We start from the raw sequence: 20,421 nt of genomic DNA on the forward strand, positions 1-20,421 counted from the left end.
GTCGTTCACTCACAGTAAAGGAACTGAAATATGACCATCGAGTTTAATCACACGATAATATCAGCTAAGGATCATAAAGCATCAGCCATGTTTTTGGCTGAGATTCTAAATCTTCCCGTTCCCACATCTTACGGTCCTTTCTTTATGGTAGAAACAAATAATGGCGTGAGTCTCGATTTTATAAAAGATGAGGGTAAAATATCCCCACAGCATTATGCCTTCTTAGTTAGCGAGAGGGAGTTTGATAGTATCTTTAAGCGAATCCAAGCAAAAAATCTGATTTATTGGGCTGATCCTGGACAAACAAAAGTAGGCGAAATTAATCATCGAGATGGTGGTCGAGGGGTCTATTTTGAAGATCCAAATGGTCATCTTTTGGAGTTGCTTACTCGTCCCTATGGTTCCGGTGATAAAAAGAACTAGAGCAAAAACATTCGACAATTCATCCTCTAGATGTACAATAAGAAAATTAATTACTCATTTTGAGGGCCAGGCATGAAAAAAATAAATCTGCAGGATAAATTTGCTGCTTTTAATGATTATTGGTCACCTAAAATTGTTGGTGATCTGAATGATTCTCATGTCAAGCTTGCTAAATTTAAAGGGGAATTTGTTTGGCATAAACATGACACAGAGGATGAATTATTTCTCGTTATTAAAGGCCATTTGCTCATCAAATTAAGAGATAGAGATATCCATCTTGATGAGGGTGAATTTGTTATCATCCCCAAGGGAATTGAACATATGCCCATTGCCAATGAAGAGGTTCAGGTTATGTTAATTGAACCTAAAACGACATTAAATACTGGTGATGTAACTTCTGAATTAACCAAGGCTCAATTGGATAGGATCTAAATTTCAATTTGATGCCATAAAGGGAGTGTTGCAGAAAATACCCCACTTTTCCTCCTCACTGTCATTAAGTTAAGCGTTCTCGAATCCCCGCGGCGGCATTGACCGCGGGGTCCATCCTGTCAGTCTGGACATAGATACCGCAGTCAAGCCGCGGTAATTCGAATGGAAAAGCCATTAACTTAATGGCAGTAAAGTAAGCATGTGGGATATTTAAGATGACGACTGAGAATTGCTATTCTGTAGTCAGAAATGAGCTTTAGCTGTACAATAATGCCCTTATTACATTTGCTAGGATACTCATGTTAGAAGTCAATCAAATTACTCTTACCTTGGCTGATTTGGATAAGCGAATTGCAGCGCTTAGGGGGTATCTTTGACTTTGACAAAAAACGTGAGCGATTAGAAGAAGTTATCCGTGAACTGGAATCGTCTAATGTTTGGAACGAACCGGAACATGCACAGGCACTAGGCCGTGAGCGTGCTCAACTTGAGGCTGTTGTCCATCAGCTGGAACAATTAACACAATCGACAACTGATTTAACCGAGCTTTTTGAGCTTGCTCGTACTGAAGATGATGATGCTATTATTAGCGAAGTAGCTAGAGAGATGGCTACGATCGAACAACAAGTCGCGGGGCTTGAATTTCGTCGCATGTTCTCAGGTGAGATGGATGGTTCTAATGCCTATTTGGATATTCAAGCCGGTTCCGGTGGTACAGAAGCACAAGATTGGGCTGAGATGTTATTGCGTATGTATCTGCGTTGGGGAGAGCATCATGGTTTTAGTACGGAATTAATCGAGTGTTCCGCAGGAGAAGTAGCGGGTATCAAAAGTGCAACCATCCATTTTGTTGGCGAGTATGCTTACGGTTGGTTGCGAACAGAAACGGGTGTGCATCGTTTGGTACGCAAATCTCCTTTTGATTCAGGTAACCGTCGTCACACCTCTTTCGCAGCTGTGTTTGTTTCACCTGAAGTGGATGATGATATCGATATCGAAATCAATCCGGCTGATTTACGCATCGATACGTATCGAGCCTCAGGGGCTGGTGGACAACACGTTAACCGCACCGATTCAGCCGTTCGGATCACTCACATGCCAACGGGTATTGTGGTTCAGTGTCAGACTGACCGGAGTCAGCATAAAAATAAAGATCAGGCGATGAAGCAGTTGCGCGCCAAGTTATATGAAATGGAAATACAAAAGAAAAATGCCGCGCAACAAGCCTTGGAAGCAAGTAAATCAGATATTGGATGGGGTTCGCAGATTCGCTCTTATGTCCTCGATCAATCTCGTGTTAAAGATTTACGCACAGGTGTTGAGACAAGTAATACACAAGCAGTTTTAGATGGTGATTTAGATCAATTTATTGAAGCCAGTTTAAAGGCGGGAGTAGGGGAAGCATGACAGAAGAACACTTAGATGAAAGCGAAGTTTATCAGATTCGTAAACAAAAACTGGCTGATTTACGCAAGAGTGGCTTTAACTTCCCAAACAAATTTCGCCGCCATGATTTCGCCGCTGATTTATTAAATAAATATGCTCAACTTGAGAAGGATAGTTTAGCCGAAAAACATGTCAAAGCAGTTGTCGCTGGCCGAATTGTTCTGCGCCGTATCATGGGTAAGGCGAGCTTTTTTCATATCCAGGATGTTTCTGGTCGTATTCAAATCTACATTCGTCAAAACGAGTTGCCAGAAATCTATGAACAATTTAAGCATTGGGATTTAGGTGATATTGTCGGCGTTTCAGGTGAATTATTTATAACCAATACGGGTGAATTAACGGTCAATGCACAGCATATTGAATTGCTAACGAAATCGCTTCGTCCATTACCGGATAAGTTTCATGGTTTAGCTGATCAAGAATTACGATATCGTAAACGCTATGTTGATTTGATTGCTAATGAAGAAAGTCGAGAGACGTTTCTTTTGCGTTCAAAATTGATTACAGCCCTCCGACAATTCATGGATAGTCATCAATTTCTCGAAGTAGAAACGCCAATGATGCATCCTATTCCCGGTGGTGCTTTAGCCCGTCCTTTTGTAACCCACCATAACACGTTGGACATGCAAATGTTTTTGCGTATTGCGCCTGAGCTTTATTTAAAGCGTCTGGTGGTCGGTGGTTTCGAAAGGGTTTATGAAATCAATCGTAATTTCCGCAATGAAGGGATTTCCACACGTCACAATCCTGAATTTACCATGGTCGAATTTTATCAAGCTTATGCTGATTATAATGATTTGATGGATTTTACCGAGAAATTGCTGCGTTATTTATGTGACGTTGTGATAGGCAGTCAACAAGTTGAATACCAAGGTCAGATCATTGATTTTGCAAAACCCTTTGCACGTATGACAGTTAAAGAAGCCATTTTGCATTACCATAAAGAGTTATCTCATGGGGAGATCGAGACCAGTGAGGGTTGTAGATCGTTGCTCGACCGCCTGAGGATAGAGTATAAACACAGCGATGGTTTAGGTAAGTTGCAAATGCTTGTTTTTGAGGAAACCGTTGAAGATTTATTAATTCAACCAACCTTTATCACCGCTTATCCAACAGAAGTATCGCCTTTGGCAAGACGTAATGATATGAATCCAGAAGTAACTGATCGTTTCGAATTTTTTATCGCTGGACGAGAAATCGCCAATGGCTTTTCAGAATTAAATGATGCACAAGATCAGGCGGAGCGTTTCCAAAAACAAGTGGAGGAGAAAGACGCCGGTGATCTGGAAGCTATGCATTTTGATCATGATTTTATCGAAGCATTGGAATACGGCATGCCACCTACAGCAGGAGAAGGGATAGGCATCGACAGATTAGTAATGCTATTTACAAATTCTCCTTCAATACGGGACGTCATCTTGTTCCCTCATCTCCGACAAAATTAGGTCGAGATTGTCTAACCCGTTCGGGCTGGGGAGGGCACTTATGCCGTCTCGAAGCCCTTACCTCAAGATCAGGGGTAGCCTGGATGGCCGCGTTAGCGGACATCCGGGATCGTGAAATCGGCCTGTTGAAACCCTGGTTGTCGCTTAAGCGCCAACCAGGCTTGTATCTTTAAAAAGTAGGCAGAAATGCTTAATCTCAAGGGCACTTGAGATGGGAGAAGAGATCTTGTAACCAGGCAAGGCATAAAGCCTGAGGTGTAGATTAGGACCTTCTCCCCGCTTATCAATCGACCGAACAGTATCTTAGGCCGCTCCATCAAAGTAAGCCTGTATTCGCAAGCTTGGTCAATGATAAATATAACCTCAAGTATTTTTTACAGCCATTGGAGATTAGCATGAGTGCATATGAATTTGTAGGTGTTGATATTGCTAAGGATAAATTTGATAGTGCCCTGGAAATCAATAATCGCTGCAAGCATGCTGTTTTTTCTAATAACGAACAGGGATACAAAGCTTTCCTCAAATGGCTTGAGCAATACACGATATCTCCTTGGGTCTGTATGGAAGCGACTGGCCATTACAGTGAGGGACTGGCTGATTTCTTAGCTGAGAAAGGAATTCGTGTCAGTGTGGTTAATCCCTTTCAAATCAAGAGCTTTGCTAAAGCCTCCTTGGCACGCAATAAAAATGATAGGATTGATGCCAAAATCATTGCACAATTTGGTCAACGTATGGAACCACGCATTTATCAATCCAACTCTGCTGAGCAAAAAGAAATAAGAGAGTTAACCAAAGTCTTGGATATGCTGAAAGCTCAGGTTATTCAGTTAACCAATCAACTGCATAGCATTAGAGGTCATGCGGCACAGAAAAGCTTAAAGAAAATGATTGAGAAGCTTGAGCAAGAAATAAAGCGTATTCAACAACAAATTGATGAACTCATTAACAATAATCAGCAGCTTAAAGAAAAATTCGAATTGTTACTTTCCATTAAGGGAATAGGCAAACTCACCGCCTATCATGTGCTGGCTCGAATACCTGACATCCAGTGCTTTCAAACAGCTAAACAATTCGCTGCTTATATGGGCATTACGCCAAAACAACAGCAATCCGGATCTCTTATTGGCAAAACGACCATCTCAAGACTTGGAGATAGTCGATTAAGAAAAGCTCTTTATATGGCTGCTTTAGTTGCCAAACGTTACAACAAGTCTCTTCTGCCTTTTATCAATAAACTGCAAACTAAAGGCAAAACACCGAAAATAATCATTTGTGCCGTGATGCGTAAATTAGCTCACATCATTTTCGGTGTCTTAAAGAATAAACAACCTTTTAATGAAAATGTTGCTTGCTTTTAAAGACAGTATCTACGTACTTTTCAGGAAAGGATGCATGAAGTGCTTGACGAAGAGCTTTCACGACCACTGGCATTGGCAAAAAAGCCGCTGGTGCCTAGACTTACTTGAGGTTGAGCACTTTGTTCTGACTGATTACGCTGCAAAATCTTTTGTAGTTGTTCAACTATCACTTGATTGGCCATGGCTTGTGCTATCTGTAAAGCTTGCATGATTTTTTCTTGCGGAAAATCATTTGCTTTCTCTAACAATCGTTGCGCGATGTGAGTGTGCCCAGCAATGATTGCTATATCGAGTGGAGTAATACCAGGGATGTGATCAGGGAGAGGGTCTTGAAATTGGGTTTCCAACCAAGCGGTTAGTGCACTTCTGCGATGATTTTTTTCGGCCAAAGCCAGTAAAATTTGAATATCTTCCTGCATTCCTGATGCAGCAGATGCTTTATTTGCCAGTAAACAATTCACTATTTCAGCATGATCTTCTTGTACCGCTATATGTAAGGCAGTTGCGCCATTATCTATGCAGGTGGCATTTACATCGGTTTTACTGTGAGCGAGCAAAAGTTTAACCACATCAGCATGACCGTTTTGTGCAGCCATATATAAAGCAGTACTGCCATCAGTTGTACGGGCAGCATTAACATTCGTTTGAGCGTGAGCGAGCAAAAGTTTGACAACTTCAGCATGACCGTTTTGTGCGGCAACAAATAAAGCGGTAGCACCATCAGTTGTGCAGACAGCATTCACATCAATTTGATCATAAGTCAACCAACGTTTGATGGCTTTAACATGTTTATCGTAAGTGAGCAATAGTTTGACCACATCAGTATAACCATCTTGTGCCGCAAGAAATAAAGCAGTAGCACCATCATGTGCACGGGCAGCATTCACCCTTGCTTCATGATGAGACAGCAAATATTGAACTACTTCAGGATCTCCAGCTGCTGCTGCAACATGTAAGGCAGTGACTTGATAAGAAGAAACAGCATCAAGACTAAACCCCAGATTATTCAGTTCTTTGATTTGCTCAAGCGATTGACGGCAAAGAATCGCCCAATGCAGTAATGTATAACCTGCTTCATCGGTTTGCTTAGTGTCAATTTTCCCATCTTGGCTTTGATAATGGGGCACAATTAGATGTTTATAAATATAATTCAGGAGGTTCTGATTGCCTGCTCTATAGATCCAATCATATAGAGACACTCCATCTTTATCGTAAAAGTACAAATCAGCCAGCTTTATTTTTTCTTTCAACAAGGAGTTATTACCTATTAGAAGCAGGAATAATAGCTCAGGAAGATGTCTATGTTCCTCTTTGAGCCATTGTGTTTCTAATATTTTCTTAAAATCAGTACTCTGGTTATGGGGAAAATACTGTTTGGTGACAGATTTTATGAATACCTTTATGAATACCGGGTCGTTGATGATTTGATAAAAGCGCTGGGAAACTTGCTTGACGTCATGGAATGCGCTTGAGGGTAAAAAACGCAAAATAGCAAAAAGAACTTCATCCGGTATTGAGTCTAATAAACCAAACAATTGAGTTTGGGGTGCGGATGATCGTTTCTCACTCATTTCATCTTTCATTTTCATAGGTACAGATAGATAACTAATAAGACAATGTGGCTATCATAATGTCTGCTAATGTGTAATAAAAATTGATTATTTGTATGTGTTATATGTAAATTTCTTATATGCCGAGTATTAAGTAAGCACCGATTGCAGCCAACCCTTGATTGCGCTCCGCCCTGAGAGACCAAAAAACGATGCATAAGGCTGTGCAGACTGCCGTAATTATTTTATCCGAATACAAATTTTCCCCATGCTTCTTATCTATAATAGATCTATCAGCACAGGAGATTTACCATGGAAACCGAAAAAAAATTGAAGGAGATAGAGCAGCTTTTACGTAGCATCGAATACAAAATTGATGAATTTATGTCCCAGCTCGATAATATCGAAAATCTATTAGATGAAAGATTTGATGAGTTGTTTAATAGAGAGCAAGATAAAAAAGGTTAATGTTCTATAATTATCAAACTTGTCTTATGATTCGCCTCACTCTCAGAGAGTTAAAGTAAATTGTTATCCTCAAAAATTTAATTATTGTCTTATTAAGCGATGATTAAATCCTTCACTAAAATTTATAACACTGGAGGCTGGATGGCTATGTTTTAACAGACATCCGGGTAATTGTAAATCGGCTCTCAAGGCGTTTCATTGAAATCCTGGTTGTCGCTGCGCCAACCAGGCTACGTTTAGGGAGTTGTAGCCTGGATGGCCAACGGACATCCGGTGATTGTAAATCAGATATTCAGGTATCAGACTACTCTTCATCCTCCCAACTTAACGTACCGCCCGCTTGATATTCAATCACTCGTGTTTCAAAGAAGTTTTTCTCCTTCTTTAGATCCATCATCTCACTCATCCAGGGGAAAGGATTTTCGGCACCTGGGTATTGCTCAGGTAGACCTATTTGATTTAAGCGCCGGTTGGCAATAAATTGCAGATATTCTTCAAACATCTCAGCATTCATGCCTAGGATGCCATGAGGCATAGTGTCTTTGGCATACTGGTACTCCAATTCAACCCCTTCTTTAATCAGCTGAATGATCTCTTCTTTGAACTCAGAGGTCCATAAATGTGGGTTTTCAATTTTGATTTGATTAATGACATCAATACCAAAGTTCATGTGCATGGATTCATCACGCAAGATATATTGGAATTGTTCGGACGTTCCCACCATCTTATTGCGTCTGCCCATAGATAGAATTTGTGTAAACCCTACATAGAAAAATATCCCTTCAAAAACCACATAGAAAGCAATCAAGTCACGAAGTAATCGCTGATCGTTTTCTGGAGTGCCTGTATGAAAATTAGGATCACCCAAACTTTGCGTGAAGGGTAGAGCCCAAGATGCTTTCCTAGCAACAGAAGGGATTTCACGATACATATTAAATACCGCTGCTTCGTCTAATCCCAAGCTTTCAATGACATATTGATAGGCATGGGTATGTAGTGCTTCTTCAAAAGCTTGGCGCAATAAATATTGACGACATTCAGGATTCGTAATGTGACGATAAACGGCTAATACCAGATTATTGGCGACTAATGAATCCGCTGTGGAGAAAAATCCTAAGTTGCGTAAAACAATCAATCGCTCGTCTGCAGTTAGGCCATGAGGGTCTTTCCATAAGGCCACATCGGCGCTCATATTAATTTCATTTGGCATCCAATGATTCGCACAAGCTGCCAAATACTTATCCCAAGCCCATTTATATTTAAAAGGAACCAGTTGATTCAAATCAGCACGGCAGTTAATGATTTGTTTGTCATCCACATGAATACGACTGGCTCCCATCTCTAACAGTTCTAAGCCAGTGGCACCCAAGCGTTCGGGTACCGTAAGAATGTCTGTATTTGTTGACATTAAATTCTCCTCCTATTGGCAAGCTTCACAGTCAGGATCTGCAATAGAGCAGGCTTTGGGTTCCTGTATCTTGACTGCATTAAGCGCTCCATCAGTAATGGTTGATTTTTCAGCATTGCTGGCACCCATACTCCGTAAATAATAGGTGGTCTTTAATCCTTTTATCCATGCGTGCTTATAGAGTTGATCAAGTTTTTTACCTGAAGGCTTAGCCATGTAAATATTGAGTGACTGTGCTTGATCGATCCATTTTTGCCGACGCGATGCTGCCTCAACTAGCCAGATAGGATCAATTTCAAACGCTGTGGCATACCGGGCTTTTAGTTCCTTGGGAATACGGCTAATGGGCTGTACGCTACCATTAAAATATTTCAAGTCATTAACCATCACCTCATCCCATAAATTCAGTGCTTTTAGATCAGCAATCAAATAGGGATTTACAACAGTGAATTCGCCAGACAAATTCGATTTCACATAGAGATTTTGATAAGTTGGCTCAATGGATTGGGCTACACCACAGATATTAGAAATCGTGGCTGTAGGAGCAATCGCCATCACGTTGGAATTACGCATGCCTTGAGTACGTACCTTAACACGCAAACTTTCCCAATCTAAACGTTGAGATCGATCCTGCTCAAGATATTTATTACGAGATTGTTGCAGCAAATTAATGGAATCAATGGGCAAAATACCTTTGCTCCATAATGAACCCTCGTAACTTGAATAATTTCCACGCTCGTTAGCTAATTCACAAGATGCTTCAATAGCATAGTAACTTATCATCTCCATGGAGATATCAGCGAATTCAACTGCTTCTTGGGATGCATAATTAATTTTTAATTCATACAGTGCGTCTTGGAAGCCCATTAAGCCTAAACCAATCGGACGATGTTGTAAGTTTGAGTTACGTGCCTGTGGTACAGAATAGTAGTTAATATCAATAACGTTATCTAACATGCGAACGGCAGTAGTGATCGTACGTTTTAATTTTTCTTTATCTATCTGACCATTATGAATGTGTGCAGGCAAATTAACGCTACCCAGATTACAAACAGCAATTTCATCTTGTGAAGTATTTAAGGTAATTTCAGTACATAGATTTGAACTATGAATGACACCAGCATGTTGCTGAGGTGAGCGCAAATTGCAAGGATCTTTAAATGTCAGCCAAGGATGCCCTGTTTCAAATAACATGGAGAGCATCTTGCGCCACAGCTTGATAGCAGGTAGTGTTTTAGTATTTCTAATTTCACCACGACGGGCTTTTTCTTCACATTTGGCATAGAGAACTTCAAAAGCCTTCCCATATTCATCATGCAATTCAGGAACCTCGTCTGGGGAAAATAAAGTCCATTCGCCTTCCTCATGAACACGTTTCATGAACAAATCAGGAACCCATAGAGCGGTATTCATATCATGAGTTCGGCGTCTGTCATCACCCGTGTTCTTACGTAATTCAAGGAACTCTTCGACATCAAGATGCCAGCATTCTAAATAAGCACAAACAGCACCTTTACGTTTACCACCTTGGTTTACAGCAACTGCTGTTGCGTCAGCAACGTTTAAGAAGGGGACGACTCCTTGTGATTTACCATTTGTACCTTTGATGTGGGCACCTATTGCTCTTACTGGTGTCCAGTCATTACCAAGACCACCAGCAAACTTGGATAATAATGCATTATCTTTAATAGCACTATAAATCCCATCCAAGTCATCGGGTACTGTTGTCAAATAGCAGCTTGATAGCTGAGGTCTTACTGTACCTGAGTTAAATAGTGTCGGTGTAGATGACATATAGTCAAATGAAGACAGCAATAAATAAAATTCAATTGCTCTTTCATTTCTGTCTTGCTCACGGATTGCAAGACCCATAGCTACACGCATGAAAAATGCCTGAGGCAATTCATAGCGTATACCATCCTCATGAATAAAGTAGCGATCATAAAGCGTTTGCAAACTCAAATAAGTAAACTTCATATCACGTTGAGGTATTAAGGCTTTACCTAGTTTATCCAAGTCAAAGTCAGCTAATTTAGGATCAAGTAAACCTTGATTGATACCTTGTGCCAGATAGGCTTTAAAATAAACAGGATAGAGTTCAGCCATTTCATCAAACGTGGCTTCTGTTTGCATTTGTAATTTACCAAGTGCTTCTGTGCGCAGACTATCCAGTAATAAACGAGCGCTGACATAAGTGTAATTAGGTTCTTTTTCCACCAAAGTGCGCGCAGACATAATTAGCGCTTTATGAACATCTTCTAGCTTGGCTTGGTTATACAGGTTGCGTAGAGCATCTTTAATAACAGGTTCTGTTTTAACATTGTCTAATTCGCGACAGGCTTCATTAACGATCGTTGTTACACGAGTCATATCTAATGGTTTTATTTCGCCATCTGGCATGGTGATTAACGGCACTTTGGCGTCGCGAGCTTGTTGTTTGAGTGCGGTCTCGCGGTCTTTGCGACGTTCCTCACGATAGATGACATAGGCACGAGCAACTTCGTAGTGGCTGCTACGCATTAAAGCAAGCTCGACTTGATCTTGGATATCTTCAATATGAATGGCTCCGCCACTGGGTAAACGGCGCTTAAATGCTTGAGTAACTTGTTGCGTTAGTTCACTGACTTGTTCATAAATGCGATTAGATGCAGCAGCATTGCTACCCTCTACGGCAATAAACGCTTTGGTGATGGCAACTTTAATTTTATTATCATCATACTGGACTACCTTGCCATTGCGTTTAATGGTTTTTAGTAAACCCGGAGCATTGGCGGCTAATTCCAATTGACTTGTTTGCGGCACATCTTTTACCGGCTCAAGAATTTCAGACATGTTTTCTCCACGGAAGGTGTTGTGTAATGAGACTAGATTAGCTTCTATCCATGAAACTAAATGAGTCCATATTTAAAATATAGAATACTTTTCCTTAAATCACAACCCTAAAAACACAATATCTGGTTTGTTTATTAGATCATGACAACTATATATTGTGTTTTGTTGTCAAGGTCAAGAGAACAATATGGGTATAAGCTGTGGATAAAATGTTAGTCCTTACTGAATAGTTAACCACGAGCTTTTACGATGATCGCATCGCTGATATTAGAGAAGCCGTGAACTTCTAATTGAAATGAACCTAGTTGCGCACGCAATTGGCTTGAACTGCCGCCATCGAGATTCAGAGCATTCTGACAGTTTAATGGGGGGGCTTTCATGAGTTGAGCCAATTCTGTTGTTGACAGTGGTAAGTTATCAGTAACCAGTACAATGACATGGTTGTCATAAGTAATACCTAGTGCTGAGCGCTCTGCTCTTCCCGCTTTTAATGGAGGGATACGGTTATTAATGAGTAACCTTGGACCACTCTGAATTGCAAAATCTATCTGATCATTAGGTCGAAAATGGGCTGCGTTTGTTATATAAGGTTTATGGTTTTTTATATAAAAAATTCCCCACCAGCTAATATTTTTTAAAGGCACTTTTTGTTGTTTATTATTAATTCTTAATCCTAGTGGTTTGTAGTCACTGTCAAAAAAGCCACCATTAATGGTCAATAATGCTTTGCTGTGCTGGGCATATTCATCAACAGAGGCATGTTCACGTGATAAGTCAGAGGCAGTTATTAGTGAAAGTTGATTTTTTTTTAAATTGATACGGAAAGCATGAATGTGCGACCAAGGGGTTAAAAAATTACCATCCAAATCTTGATATTCTATACCAGGAGCTACTTTTCGCCATTCACTGGCAGCGAAAATATGATCATAAAAAAATAGGGGTAATAAAATAAATAAATATAACAATTTATTGGCTTTGATTAGCCGTTTTGCGTAAGCAATGGTTTGCCTGGGCATGTTAATCTTGTATCCTTGTGAACAACTTTTATAGCGGCGGAATCACCAATGGGAACATTATCGGAAAATAGCAATAGACCAATAGAGAAGTCAACCAACAATTTAGTTGAGTTAATGCATGAGGTTCTCGATCGTGCCAAAGCCCAGGGAGCCACTGATGTCATGGTATCCGTTAACCATGACAGTGGTTTTTCTGTGGATGTGCGCATGGGAGAAGTAGAGACCGTTGCTTTCAGTGAGGATAAAGGCATCAGTCTGGTTGTTTACATTGGGCATCGCAAGGGAGGAGCAAGCAGCACGGATACCTCACCTGCTGCATTAGATGCTTTGGTAACGGCGGCTTGTGACATTGCTAAAGTGAGTAGCACAGATCCCTGTTTTGGTCTTGCAGATCGAGAGTTAATGACTACCAAATACCCCAATCTGGATCTCTATCATCCGTGGGCAATTACTCCACCAGAAGCGATTGAAAAGGCCCTTGCTTGTGAGACGCAGGCTTTGGCTTTGGATAAACGCATTAGCAATTCAGATGGTGTTAACTTATCTACATACGCTTTTTGCCATGCTTTTGCTACGACTAATGGTGGAGAGGGTGTGGTCCAGAGCACTCGTCATAGTGTTAGTTGTTCTCTTATTGCCAAGCAAGGTGAAAGTATGCAAAGAGATTATGATTACACAACTGCCAGATATGTAGACGGTTTATATCCTTTGGATAAGATTGCTAGAAATGCTGTTGAAAGAGCTGTAAGTCGCTTAGGTGCGAGACAGATAAAAACACAAAAAATTCCGGTACTGTTTTCTTCTCGGGTTTCGAGCAGTATTTTTTCAAGTTTTATCAATGCGATTAGTGGTGGCAATCTATATCGCAAAAATTCTTTTTTATTGGATTCTATTGATCAACAAATCTTTCCAGCAGGCTTTAGAGTATATGAGCAGCCTTATTTATTAAAGGGGTTAGGAAGCTCCCCCTTTGATGGTGAGGGTGTCCCAACAAGAAACAATGTCTTCATTGAAGATGGCGTATTGCGTCATTATGTTTTAGGTAGTTATTCAGCACGCCGGTTGGGATTAAAAACCACTGCCAATAGTGGCGGAGTCCATAATCTCACCATTGACGCGACGGCCGGGGACTTGCAGGATTTGTTGAAAAAAATGAATAAAGGCTTATTAGTAACTGAACTCATGGGGCAGGGAATCAATGGCCTTACCGGGGATTATTCAAGAGGGGCCAGTGGTTTTTGGGTGGAGAATGGCCAAATACAATATCCGGTTGAGGAAATTACGATCGCAGGAAACCTTAAAGATATGTTTAAAGCGATTGTGGCGGTGGGTACGGACATAAATCCGAATTTATCCACCCGATGTGGCTCTGTCTTGATTGAGGAGATGATGGTGGCTGGTCATTAGGCTGTGGTTGCCAGGTTTTTATACTCGATCTTCAAGTTTTATTGCTCGACTTTTCAGAACATTGAATTACCGTGGCTTGACCACGGTAATACGGCTTTTTGATTTGTTAAATCCAAAAGCTTGAAGACCGAATAATAGCCAGTAACCTTCCTTTCATATAAACTAAAATCCCATTGCACACGGAGGTTGATATGTGTTTCAGAGCACAATGTTATAAAATTCAAGTGCTTATGCTCATGGCTTTTTTCTGCTCCTCGTTATTTTCAACTCAAGTTAAGCAGGAGGATCTCCTTGCAAAAGCTAAAGTACTACCTGTTCAACCCACATCTACTACGCGCACTAATGAGTTGGAAGACCCAGGAATAATTCAAGTTGTAGAAGGTTCGGCGTGTGGTGAATCCAATCGCTCTGGTGCTGAAGAGGCTATTTCCTTGCAAGGCAGTTTTGATTTACCTGATTATGCCACAGACGCTACCGTTTTTTTGAATGGTTGGGACACGAGATATTTAAGCAGTGATCACCATATCGGCCGCGTAGCTGCAATTATTAGAAGTCCGCGACGAGAGGGTCGGCAACTCACTTGGGAAGCTGTTGGTGTCCTTAGAGATAAGAATTTTGATGATGGTTATCGATGGTGTTATCACTTTACTGTTGTTGCCTGGAATCGTGATCGGATTGATGCTCGAGTTTTAGGATTCCAAGATAATACCACCTTCTCCTTTTATAATCCTCACGATCATGTAGCGCTTGTCTCAGTGGCGGGTTTTCTCGAAAATGATTTTCTTTTCGGTAATGTTAATGCAGCGGTACTTCCAAGAGGGTTCGTTTATGGTTGGGAAGAGGGCTTCAGCCAAGCTGATCATCATCTCTTACAAATAGCTTATAATCTGGATCACAGTGAGATTTATGCTCAAGCTGGACGAACTTGGAGTGGTCCAGAGCCTGATATTCGTGATGATCAAGCGTCTCGTTTTGTTAGTTGGGAAACCCATGGTATTTTCAAAGACAATAGCACGAAGAGGGATTTTCGCTTCGGTTCTGCTGTAAGTGTCATTGCTGGGCGAGGGATTGAAACCAAGCAACCTCCTTTCATCATCATCCCAAAAGAGGACTATGGGAATTGCGGAGAGCTTGGTGGTGATGTTATTACGCAAGAACATGTTATAGAGAATGTGCCCTATGATTATGCTATTCCAATGTTAACTGCGTGGGAATTGCGTTACCCATGTAAAGACCATCATGTTAAACGAATTGGGGTTTGGCTGCATGACATCCGTTACGAAAAACCAGAGGGTAGCGAGGTAGGCACCTTACGCTACAGTATTTCAAGTATTCTAAGGGATAAGGATCGAGTGCCTCTGCATATTCCGCGTCATAAAATTACTATTTTGGGAATGAATTTAACGCGTTCTACACCTATACCTATCCCCTAGTTTGGTAAGAAATTCGAGACGGTTCATTTAACTGCGTCATTCCCGCGTAAGCGGGAATATCAAAGACTAACTTTTATCACGAAAAATGATGCGACCTTTGGTTAGATCATAAGGCGTCAGTTCTACTTTCACCTTGTCACCGGTTAATATCCGAATATAATTTTTGCGCATACGTCCTGAAATATGGGCAGTTACAATGTGACCATTTTCAAGTTCTACACGAAACATGGTGTTAGGTAGAGTATCGATTACGGTACCGAGCATCTCAATATGATCTTCTTTTGCCATGGGTCTCCCATCAATATATAAGAATAAGGCGCAAATAGTGCACTAAAACAGGTAAAATGGCAATCTGTCATTGCAAATGAGCATCCCTGCGTTAGTTTGTAGCCCGTATTAGCGCAGCGTAATACGGGGCAAACATCTAATCCAGGCTACTAGGCAAAAATATATTAGTCCATCGGCCTTGTTGCGTGGGATGCTCCAAGGCTTGTTGCAAAAGATGAAGAAACTCTCGACGACTAATACAGACAGCTCCTAAACTTTGTAAGTGAGCAGTGGGTAATTGGCAATCTATAAAATCAAACTCCCACTCTTGCAACGTTTTGCAAAGATAATACAACGCTAATTTTGAACTGTCACTTCTGTGATGAAACATTGATTCACCAAAAAAAGCCTTTCCCAAACTAATACCATATAAACCGCCAACAAGCTCATCATTTTCCCATATCTCAAAAGAATGAGCATAACCCAGGGTATGCAATAAGGTGTAAGCGGTCCGCATTTCATCAGTAATCCAGGTATTATTTATCCGACCTTTACTCAAGGCACAAGCACTTATAACCTCCGAAAAAGCACTGTCCACAGTAAAACGATGAGGTTTCTTAAGCGATTGTTTCAAACTACGGGACATTTTGAAGTCGCGCGGTCTTAGGATTAGGCGTGGATCTGGAGACCACCAAAGCGGAGGACATCCGGGTTCAAACCAAGGGAAGATACCTTGTTTGTAAGCGGTCAATAAACGTTCTGGTGAGAGATCGCCACCCACAGCGAGCAAGCCTTGTGCGTCGCTCTCCATGGGATCAGGAAAATTGAGGTTATCACTTATTAGTAATGTTAGGTGAGGTATAGCTATTTCTCCATAGTGGCATTACTAACTATCTTGGACAAAGTTAACGAAATGTCAATCAGCCCCAGACTCTAAATACTTTTCGGCATCTAAAGCTGCCATACAACCAAAACCGGCTGAGGTAATGGCCTGTCTATAGACGTGATCCGCCACATCACCACAAGCATACACACCTGGGATAGAGGTTGCGGTAGCCATGCCGTCTAGCCCCGAACGTATAGTAATATAGCCATCTTTCATGGTAAGTTGATCTTTAAAGATCGTTGTGTTTGGTGTATGTCCAATGGCAATAAACACGCCATCAAGATTTAACTGCTGCTCCTCATTATTAAGGGTGTTACGTACCCGTACACCGGTAACCTTCGCATTATCACCCACAACTTCTTCCAAGGTATGGTGCCATAATAATTTTATATTACCTGTACGTGCTTTTTCGAATAATTTATCTTGCAGAATTTTTTCTGCACGTAGTGTATCCCGACGATGGATAAGCGTTACAGAAGCAGCGATATTTGATAAATAAAGCGCCTCTTCCACTGCTGTATTACCCCCGCCAATCACACACACTGCTTTATTACGGTAAAAAAATCCGTCACAGGTAGCGCAAGCCGAGACACCGCGACCTTGATAGGCTTTTTCAGATTCGAGTCCCAGGTAACGTGCAGAGGCACCGGTAGCAATAATCAAAGCATCACAAGTATACGTGTCAGTATCGCCTTGCAAAACAAAAGGACGTTGTTGCAAATCGGCTTTTACAATATGATCAAAAATAATTTTGGTTTCGAAGCGTTCTGCATGCTTCTGCATGCGTTCCATCAAAGCGGGTCCTTGAAGGCCTTCGATGTCGCCTGGCCAATTATCTACATCCGTGGTGGTCGTCAATTGGCCACCCGGCTCCATACCCGTGATGAGAACTGGGTTTAGATTGGCTCGGGCAGCATATACTGCTGCGGTATATCCAGCAGGACCAGAACCAAGTATGATTAGGCGATAGTGATGACTCACATTTATCATCTCTGCCTTCCTTATTAGTTGTGTTAAGATGGCAAATATTATGACAAAACAACAAACAATGAAATACCTATGGGAAAACAACACACAAGTAGTAAAGCAGGGAATCGTAAGCAAGCATTACCTACTTTTTTAGTAAAACGTTTAAGCGAAGGCAGTTTCATTTTAGTATTGACCTTAGCTTTATTTATTTTGCTTTCATTAAGCACTTATGACGTCAGTGATCCAAGCTGGTCACAGGTGAGCAAAAGCAATGAGGAAATCACCAATGCTGGAGGTCAGGTTGGTGCTTATATTGCCGATGCACTGTTCTATGTTTTTGGTTATTTCTCTTTCCTAATTCCGCCCGTCTTTGTCTATATGTCCTGGTTAATTTCAACAGATCACCGTGCTTTGCGAACCATTAATAAACCGGCCATGTTATTACGTGCTAGTGGTTTCGTATTTATGATGCTGGGTGGTTGTTCACTACTCAGTTTGGATCCTCAACTTGCGCTAGATGCGAAGCATAGTGCGGGTGGAGTTCTAGGCAGTTTTGTGGCAGATGGTTTTAATTATGCTTTAAGTTTACAAGGTGCAACATTATTATTATTGGCCATTCTTTTGGTAGGTGTGACTTTACTTACTGGACTTTCCTGGATTCAAGCTGTTGAATCAATTGGTTTTTATACTTCTCTGGTAGCGAATCGGATTCTTCAGATAGTGCTTGCAGCCTATCGCTCAATACAAGCCCGAGTTAATGAGTTAAGTGAAGGTAAACAAACAGAACGGGTAAATGATAAAACGGATGCCAAGTCAATTAGCAAGCGAAGAGAGAAAAGTGATCCTACACCGATGGTGATGCCATCTTTGGGGCCGATTGCAAGTACCCCCGTGTCTACAGCCACCCCCACCATAATCCCCGCTACAAAGCCGAAGGAATCGTTGCGTACAAAGTCACCTACACAAGTGATTGGTCATTTGCCTTCCTTGAGTTTGTTAGATAAAGGTGCGCAGGGCAAAGCGATGGGTGGTTACACCCACCAGGAACTGGAAAGCTTGTCTCGTGAGGTTGAGCAACATTTGTTAGATTTCGGTATTCAGGCTGATGTCGTTGCTGTGCATCCTGGACCTGTGATTACACGTTTTGAATTACAACTTGCTGCGGGCATTAAAGTAAGTAAACTTTCAGCCCTCGCCAAAGATTTGGCTCGCTCTTTATCAGTAACTAGCGTGCGTGTTGTTGAGGTCATACCCGGAAAAACAGTAGTCGGTCTGGAGTTGCCTAATCAGCATCGTAATATGGTGCGTTTGTCAGAGGTATTATCTGCTGACGTCTATCAACAGGCTCATTCTCCTATCACGCTTGCTTTAGGTGTGGATATTGCAGGTCATCCAATGGTGGTTGATTTAGCGAAAATGCCTCATTTGCTTGTCGCAGGAACCACAGGTTCTGGTAAATCCGTCGGTATCAATGCAATGATTTTGAGCATTCTCTTTAAATCGACGCCTAAAGAAGTCCGCTTAATCATGGTCGATCCTAAAATGCTTGAGTTATCCATCTACGATGGAATCCCGCATTTATTGACACCGGTCGTAACTGATATGAAAGAAGCTGCCAGCGCCTTGCGTTGGTGTGTTGGTGAAATGGAAAGACGCTATCGCTTGATGGCTTCCTTAGGTGTACGTAATTTAGCAGGCTTTAATACCAAACTGGCCGAAGCCCAAGCTAAAGGAGAACCATTAACTGATCCATTATGGAAACCTGTTGGTTCAATCGATGAAAAGGCTCCTATCCTAGAGTCTTTACCCTACGTTGTCGTTATTATCGATGAATTGGCTGATATGATGATGGTTGTTGGCAAAAAAGTTGAACAACTGATTGCACGCATCGCTCAAAAGGCTCGAGCAGCAGGAATTCACTTGATTTTGGCAACGCAAAGACCTTCAGTTGATGTATTAACAGGTTTGATTAAATCAAATATTCCTACGCGAATTTCCTTTCAAGTTTCATCAAAAATTGATTCACGAACCATTCTGGATCAACAAGGTGCTGAACAATTATTAGGACATGGAGACATGCTTTATTTAGCGCCCGGTAGTGGGGCCCCTTTACGGGTTCATGGGGCATTTGTCGATGATAAAGAAGTTCACCGGGTTGCTGATGACTGGCGAGCTCGTGGTGAACCCGAATATATTGATGAAATTACCAGTATCACAGAAATGTCAGAAGCTGGTCTTAGTGAGGAAAATCAGGATACTGAGGAGGCTGATCCGTTGTATGATCAGGCCGTTGAATTTGTTATCCAAAGCCGAAAGGCGAGTATTTCTGCTGTGCAGCGGCGTTTAAAAATTGGATATAATCGCGCTGCGCGTTTAATTGAGGAAATGGAGAGAACTGGAATTGTTGGACCTTTAGATGGAGGCTTTAGAGATGTGTTAGTCTCCGCTGTCACAGAGGATTAATCATGAGAAGAGTGATTTTTTTACTATTATTGATCGTTGGAACAAATGCATTTAGTGACTCAGTTGGGGATGTACTACAAACTAAACTGAATGGCATTCGCAGTTTAAGTGCTAATTTTAGCCAGGTAGTTAAGGCAAAAAAACGAGAGCTTTCTCGTTCCTCGGGCACAATGGCACTGGAGAGACCAGGGCGTTTTCGTTGGCAAACAAAGGACCCAATGGAACAACTCGTCGTTGCTGATGGCGAGCAATTATGGGTTTATGATGTAGACTTAGAACAAGTAACGGTTAAAAAGCAAGAAAAAGGTGTCGGAGGCACAGCGGCTTTGTTTTTAAGTGGTTATGATGACACAGTTACACGTGATTTTGATGTTACTGCAACAACAAAAGGCAAAACGCAGATTTATGACTTACACTCAAAATCACCTAAAGCTAACTTTCAACGAGTGAAGTTAATTTTTGCTGGCGATATCTTAACTGGCATCGAAATGTATGATCAGCTTGGTCAACATACCATTGTCAATTTAAAGAATGTAAAGACGAATCCAAAACTTGCCTCCACTTTGTTTAAATTTAAACCACCAAAAGGAACTGATGTGGTTAAACAATGAGTTAAGA

The 20,421-nt window shown here is 41.3% G+C and carries 17 protein-coding genes; 10 read left to right on the top strand and 7 right to left on the bottom strand.

What is annotated here, in order from left to right:
- Positions 1-30: 30 nt before the first annotated feature.
- From CKV79_RS03795 to CKV79_RS03815, 5 genes are all read left to right on the top strand, one after another.
- Positions 31-423 carry a VOC family protein gene (locus tag CKV79_RS03795; protein WP_028373956.1) on the top strand — a complete coding sequence of 131 codons (393 nt, stop codon included), beginning with the start codon at positions 31-33 and terminating at the stop codon, positions 421-423.
- 72 nt (positions 424-495) lie between these two features.
- A complete protein-coding gene (locus CKV79_RS03800; RefSeq protein ID WP_028373957.1) occupies positions 496-855 on the top strand; it encodes a cupin domain-containing protein in 360 nt (119 codons plus the stop codon).
- Positions 856-1,154: 299 nt separating this feature from the next.
- A protein-coding gene (gene prfB, locus CKV79_RS03805; RefSeq protein ID WP_131796109.1) for a peptide chain release factor 2 occupies positions 1,155-2,262 on the top strand; the annotation gives its coding sequence in 2 pieces (ribosomal slippage) (positions 1,155-1,229 and positions 1,231-2,262; 1,107 coding nt in all).
- Entirely contained in the window at positions 2,259-3,746 is a 1,488-nt protein-coding gene (lysS, locus tag CKV79_RS03810) for a lysine--tRNA ligase (RefSeq protein WP_028373958.1), read from the top strand. Before prfB ends, lysS begins: the two co-directional genes overlap by 4 nt.
- Positions 3,747-4,141: 395 nt before the next feature.
- A complete protein-coding gene (locus CKV79_RS03815; protein WP_058387169.1) occupies positions 4,142-5,104 on the top strand; it encodes an IS110 family RNA-guided transposase in 963 nt (320 codons plus the stop codon).
- Positions 5,105-5,124: 20 nt separating this feature from the next.
- Here CKV79_RS03815 and CKV79_RS03820 read toward each other — a convergent pair whose 3' ends face one another.
- On the bottom strand, positions 5,125-6,675 hold the full coding sequence (locus CKV79_RS03820; RefSeq protein WP_028372926.1) for an ankyrin repeat domain-containing protein: 1,551 nt from the start codon (positions 6,673-6,675) through the stop codon (positions 5,125-5,127).
- A 291-nt stretch (positions 6,676-6,966) separates the two neighbouring features.
- On the opposite strand from CKV79_RS03820, the gene CKV79_RS13755 reads away from it, so the two are divergent.
- Positions 6,967-7,122 (top strand): hypothetical protein, encoded by a 156-nt coding sequence (locus CKV79_RS13755; protein WP_154660302.1) that lies wholly within the window; start codon positions 6,967-6,969, stop codon positions 7,120-7,122.
- Positions 7,123-7,426: 304 nt separating this feature from the next.
- Here the strand turns inward: CKV79_RS13755 and CKV79_RS03825 are convergent, their stop codons facing one another.
- From CKV79_RS03825 to CKV79_RS03835, 3 genes are all read right to left on the bottom strand, one after another.
- The gene (locus CKV79_RS03825) at positions 7,427-8,530 is read right to left on the bottom strand and encodes a ribonucleotide-diphosphate reductase subunit beta (protein ID WP_028372925.1); all 1,104 of its coding nucleotides are present in this window, start codon (positions 8,528-8,530) and stop codon (positions 7,427-7,429) included.
- A gap of 12 nt (positions 8,531-8,542) precedes the next feature.
- On the bottom strand, positions 8,543-11,362 hold the full coding sequence (locus CKV79_RS03830; RefSeq protein ID WP_028372924.1) for a ribonucleoside-diphosphate reductase subunit alpha: 2,820 nt from the start codon (positions 11,360-11,362) through the stop codon (positions 8,543-8,545).
- 230 nt (positions 11,363-11,592) lie between these two features.
- Entirely contained in the window at positions 11,593-12,378 is a 786-nt protein-coding gene (locus CKV79_RS03835) for a phosphodiester glycosidase family protein (RefSeq protein ID WP_028372923.1), read from the bottom strand.
- 48 nt (positions 12,379-12,426) lie between these two features.
- On the opposite strand from CKV79_RS03835, the gene pmbA reads away from it, so the two are divergent.
- A complete protein-coding gene (pmbA, locus tag CKV79_RS03840) occupies positions 12,427-13,785 on the top strand; it encodes a metalloprotease PmbA (protein ID WP_028372922.1) in 1,359 nt (452 codons plus the stop codon).
- A gap of 191 nt (positions 13,786-13,976) precedes the next feature.
- Positions 13,977-15,218, top strand: a complete 1,242-nt coding sequence (locus tag CKV79_RS03845; RefSeq protein ID WP_028372921.1) for a hypothetical protein — start codon at positions 13,977-13,979, stop codon at positions 15,216-15,218.
- A 66-nt stretch (positions 15,219-15,284) separates the two neighbouring features.
- Here CKV79_RS03845 and infA read toward each other — a convergent pair whose 3' ends face one another.
- The 3 genes from infA to trxB form a co-directional block, all read right to left on the bottom strand.
- Complete coding sequence (infA, locus tag CKV79_RS03850) at positions 15,285-15,506, bottom strand: translation initiation factor IF-1 (protein ID WP_028372920.1); 222 nt, start codon at positions 15,504-15,506, stop codon at positions 15,285-15,287.
- A 136-nt stretch (positions 15,507-15,642) separates the two neighbouring features.
- Positions 15,643-16,296 (bottom strand): leucyl/phenylalanyl-tRNA--protein transferase, encoded by a 654-nt coding sequence (gene aat, locus CKV79_RS03855; RefSeq protein ID WP_051546121.1) that lies wholly within the window; start codon positions 16,294-16,296, stop codon positions 15,643-15,645.
- 105 nt (positions 16,297-16,401) lie between these two features.
- Positions 16,402-17,358, bottom strand: a complete 957-nt coding sequence (gene trxB, locus CKV79_RS03860) for a thioredoxin-disulfide reductase (RefSeq protein WP_028372918.1) — start codon at positions 17,356-17,358, stop codon at positions 16,402-16,404.
- Between the two features lie 72 nt (positions 17,359-17,430).
- Here trxB and CKV79_RS03865 point away from each other — a divergent pair, with 72 nt between their 5' ends.
- Both CKV79_RS03865 and lolA read left to right on the top strand, forming a co-directional pair.
- A complete protein-coding gene (locus tag CKV79_RS03865; RefSeq protein WP_028372917.1) occupies positions 17,431-19,803 on the top strand; it encodes a DNA translocase FtsK in 2,373 nt (790 codons plus the stop codon).
- Between the two features lie 2 nt (positions 19,804-19,805).
- Entirely contained in the window at positions 19,806-20,414 is a 609-nt protein-coding gene (gene lolA / locus CKV79_RS03870; protein ID WP_028372916.1) for an outer membrane lipoprotein chaperone LolA, read from the top strand.
- Positions 20,415-20,421 lie beyond the last annotated feature (7 nt).

The organism is Legionella lansingensis, assembly GCF_900187355.1.
GTDB classification, from domain to species: domain Bacteria; phylum Pseudomonadota; class Gammaproteobacteria; order Legionellales; family Legionellaceae; genus Tatlockia; species Tatlockia lansingensis.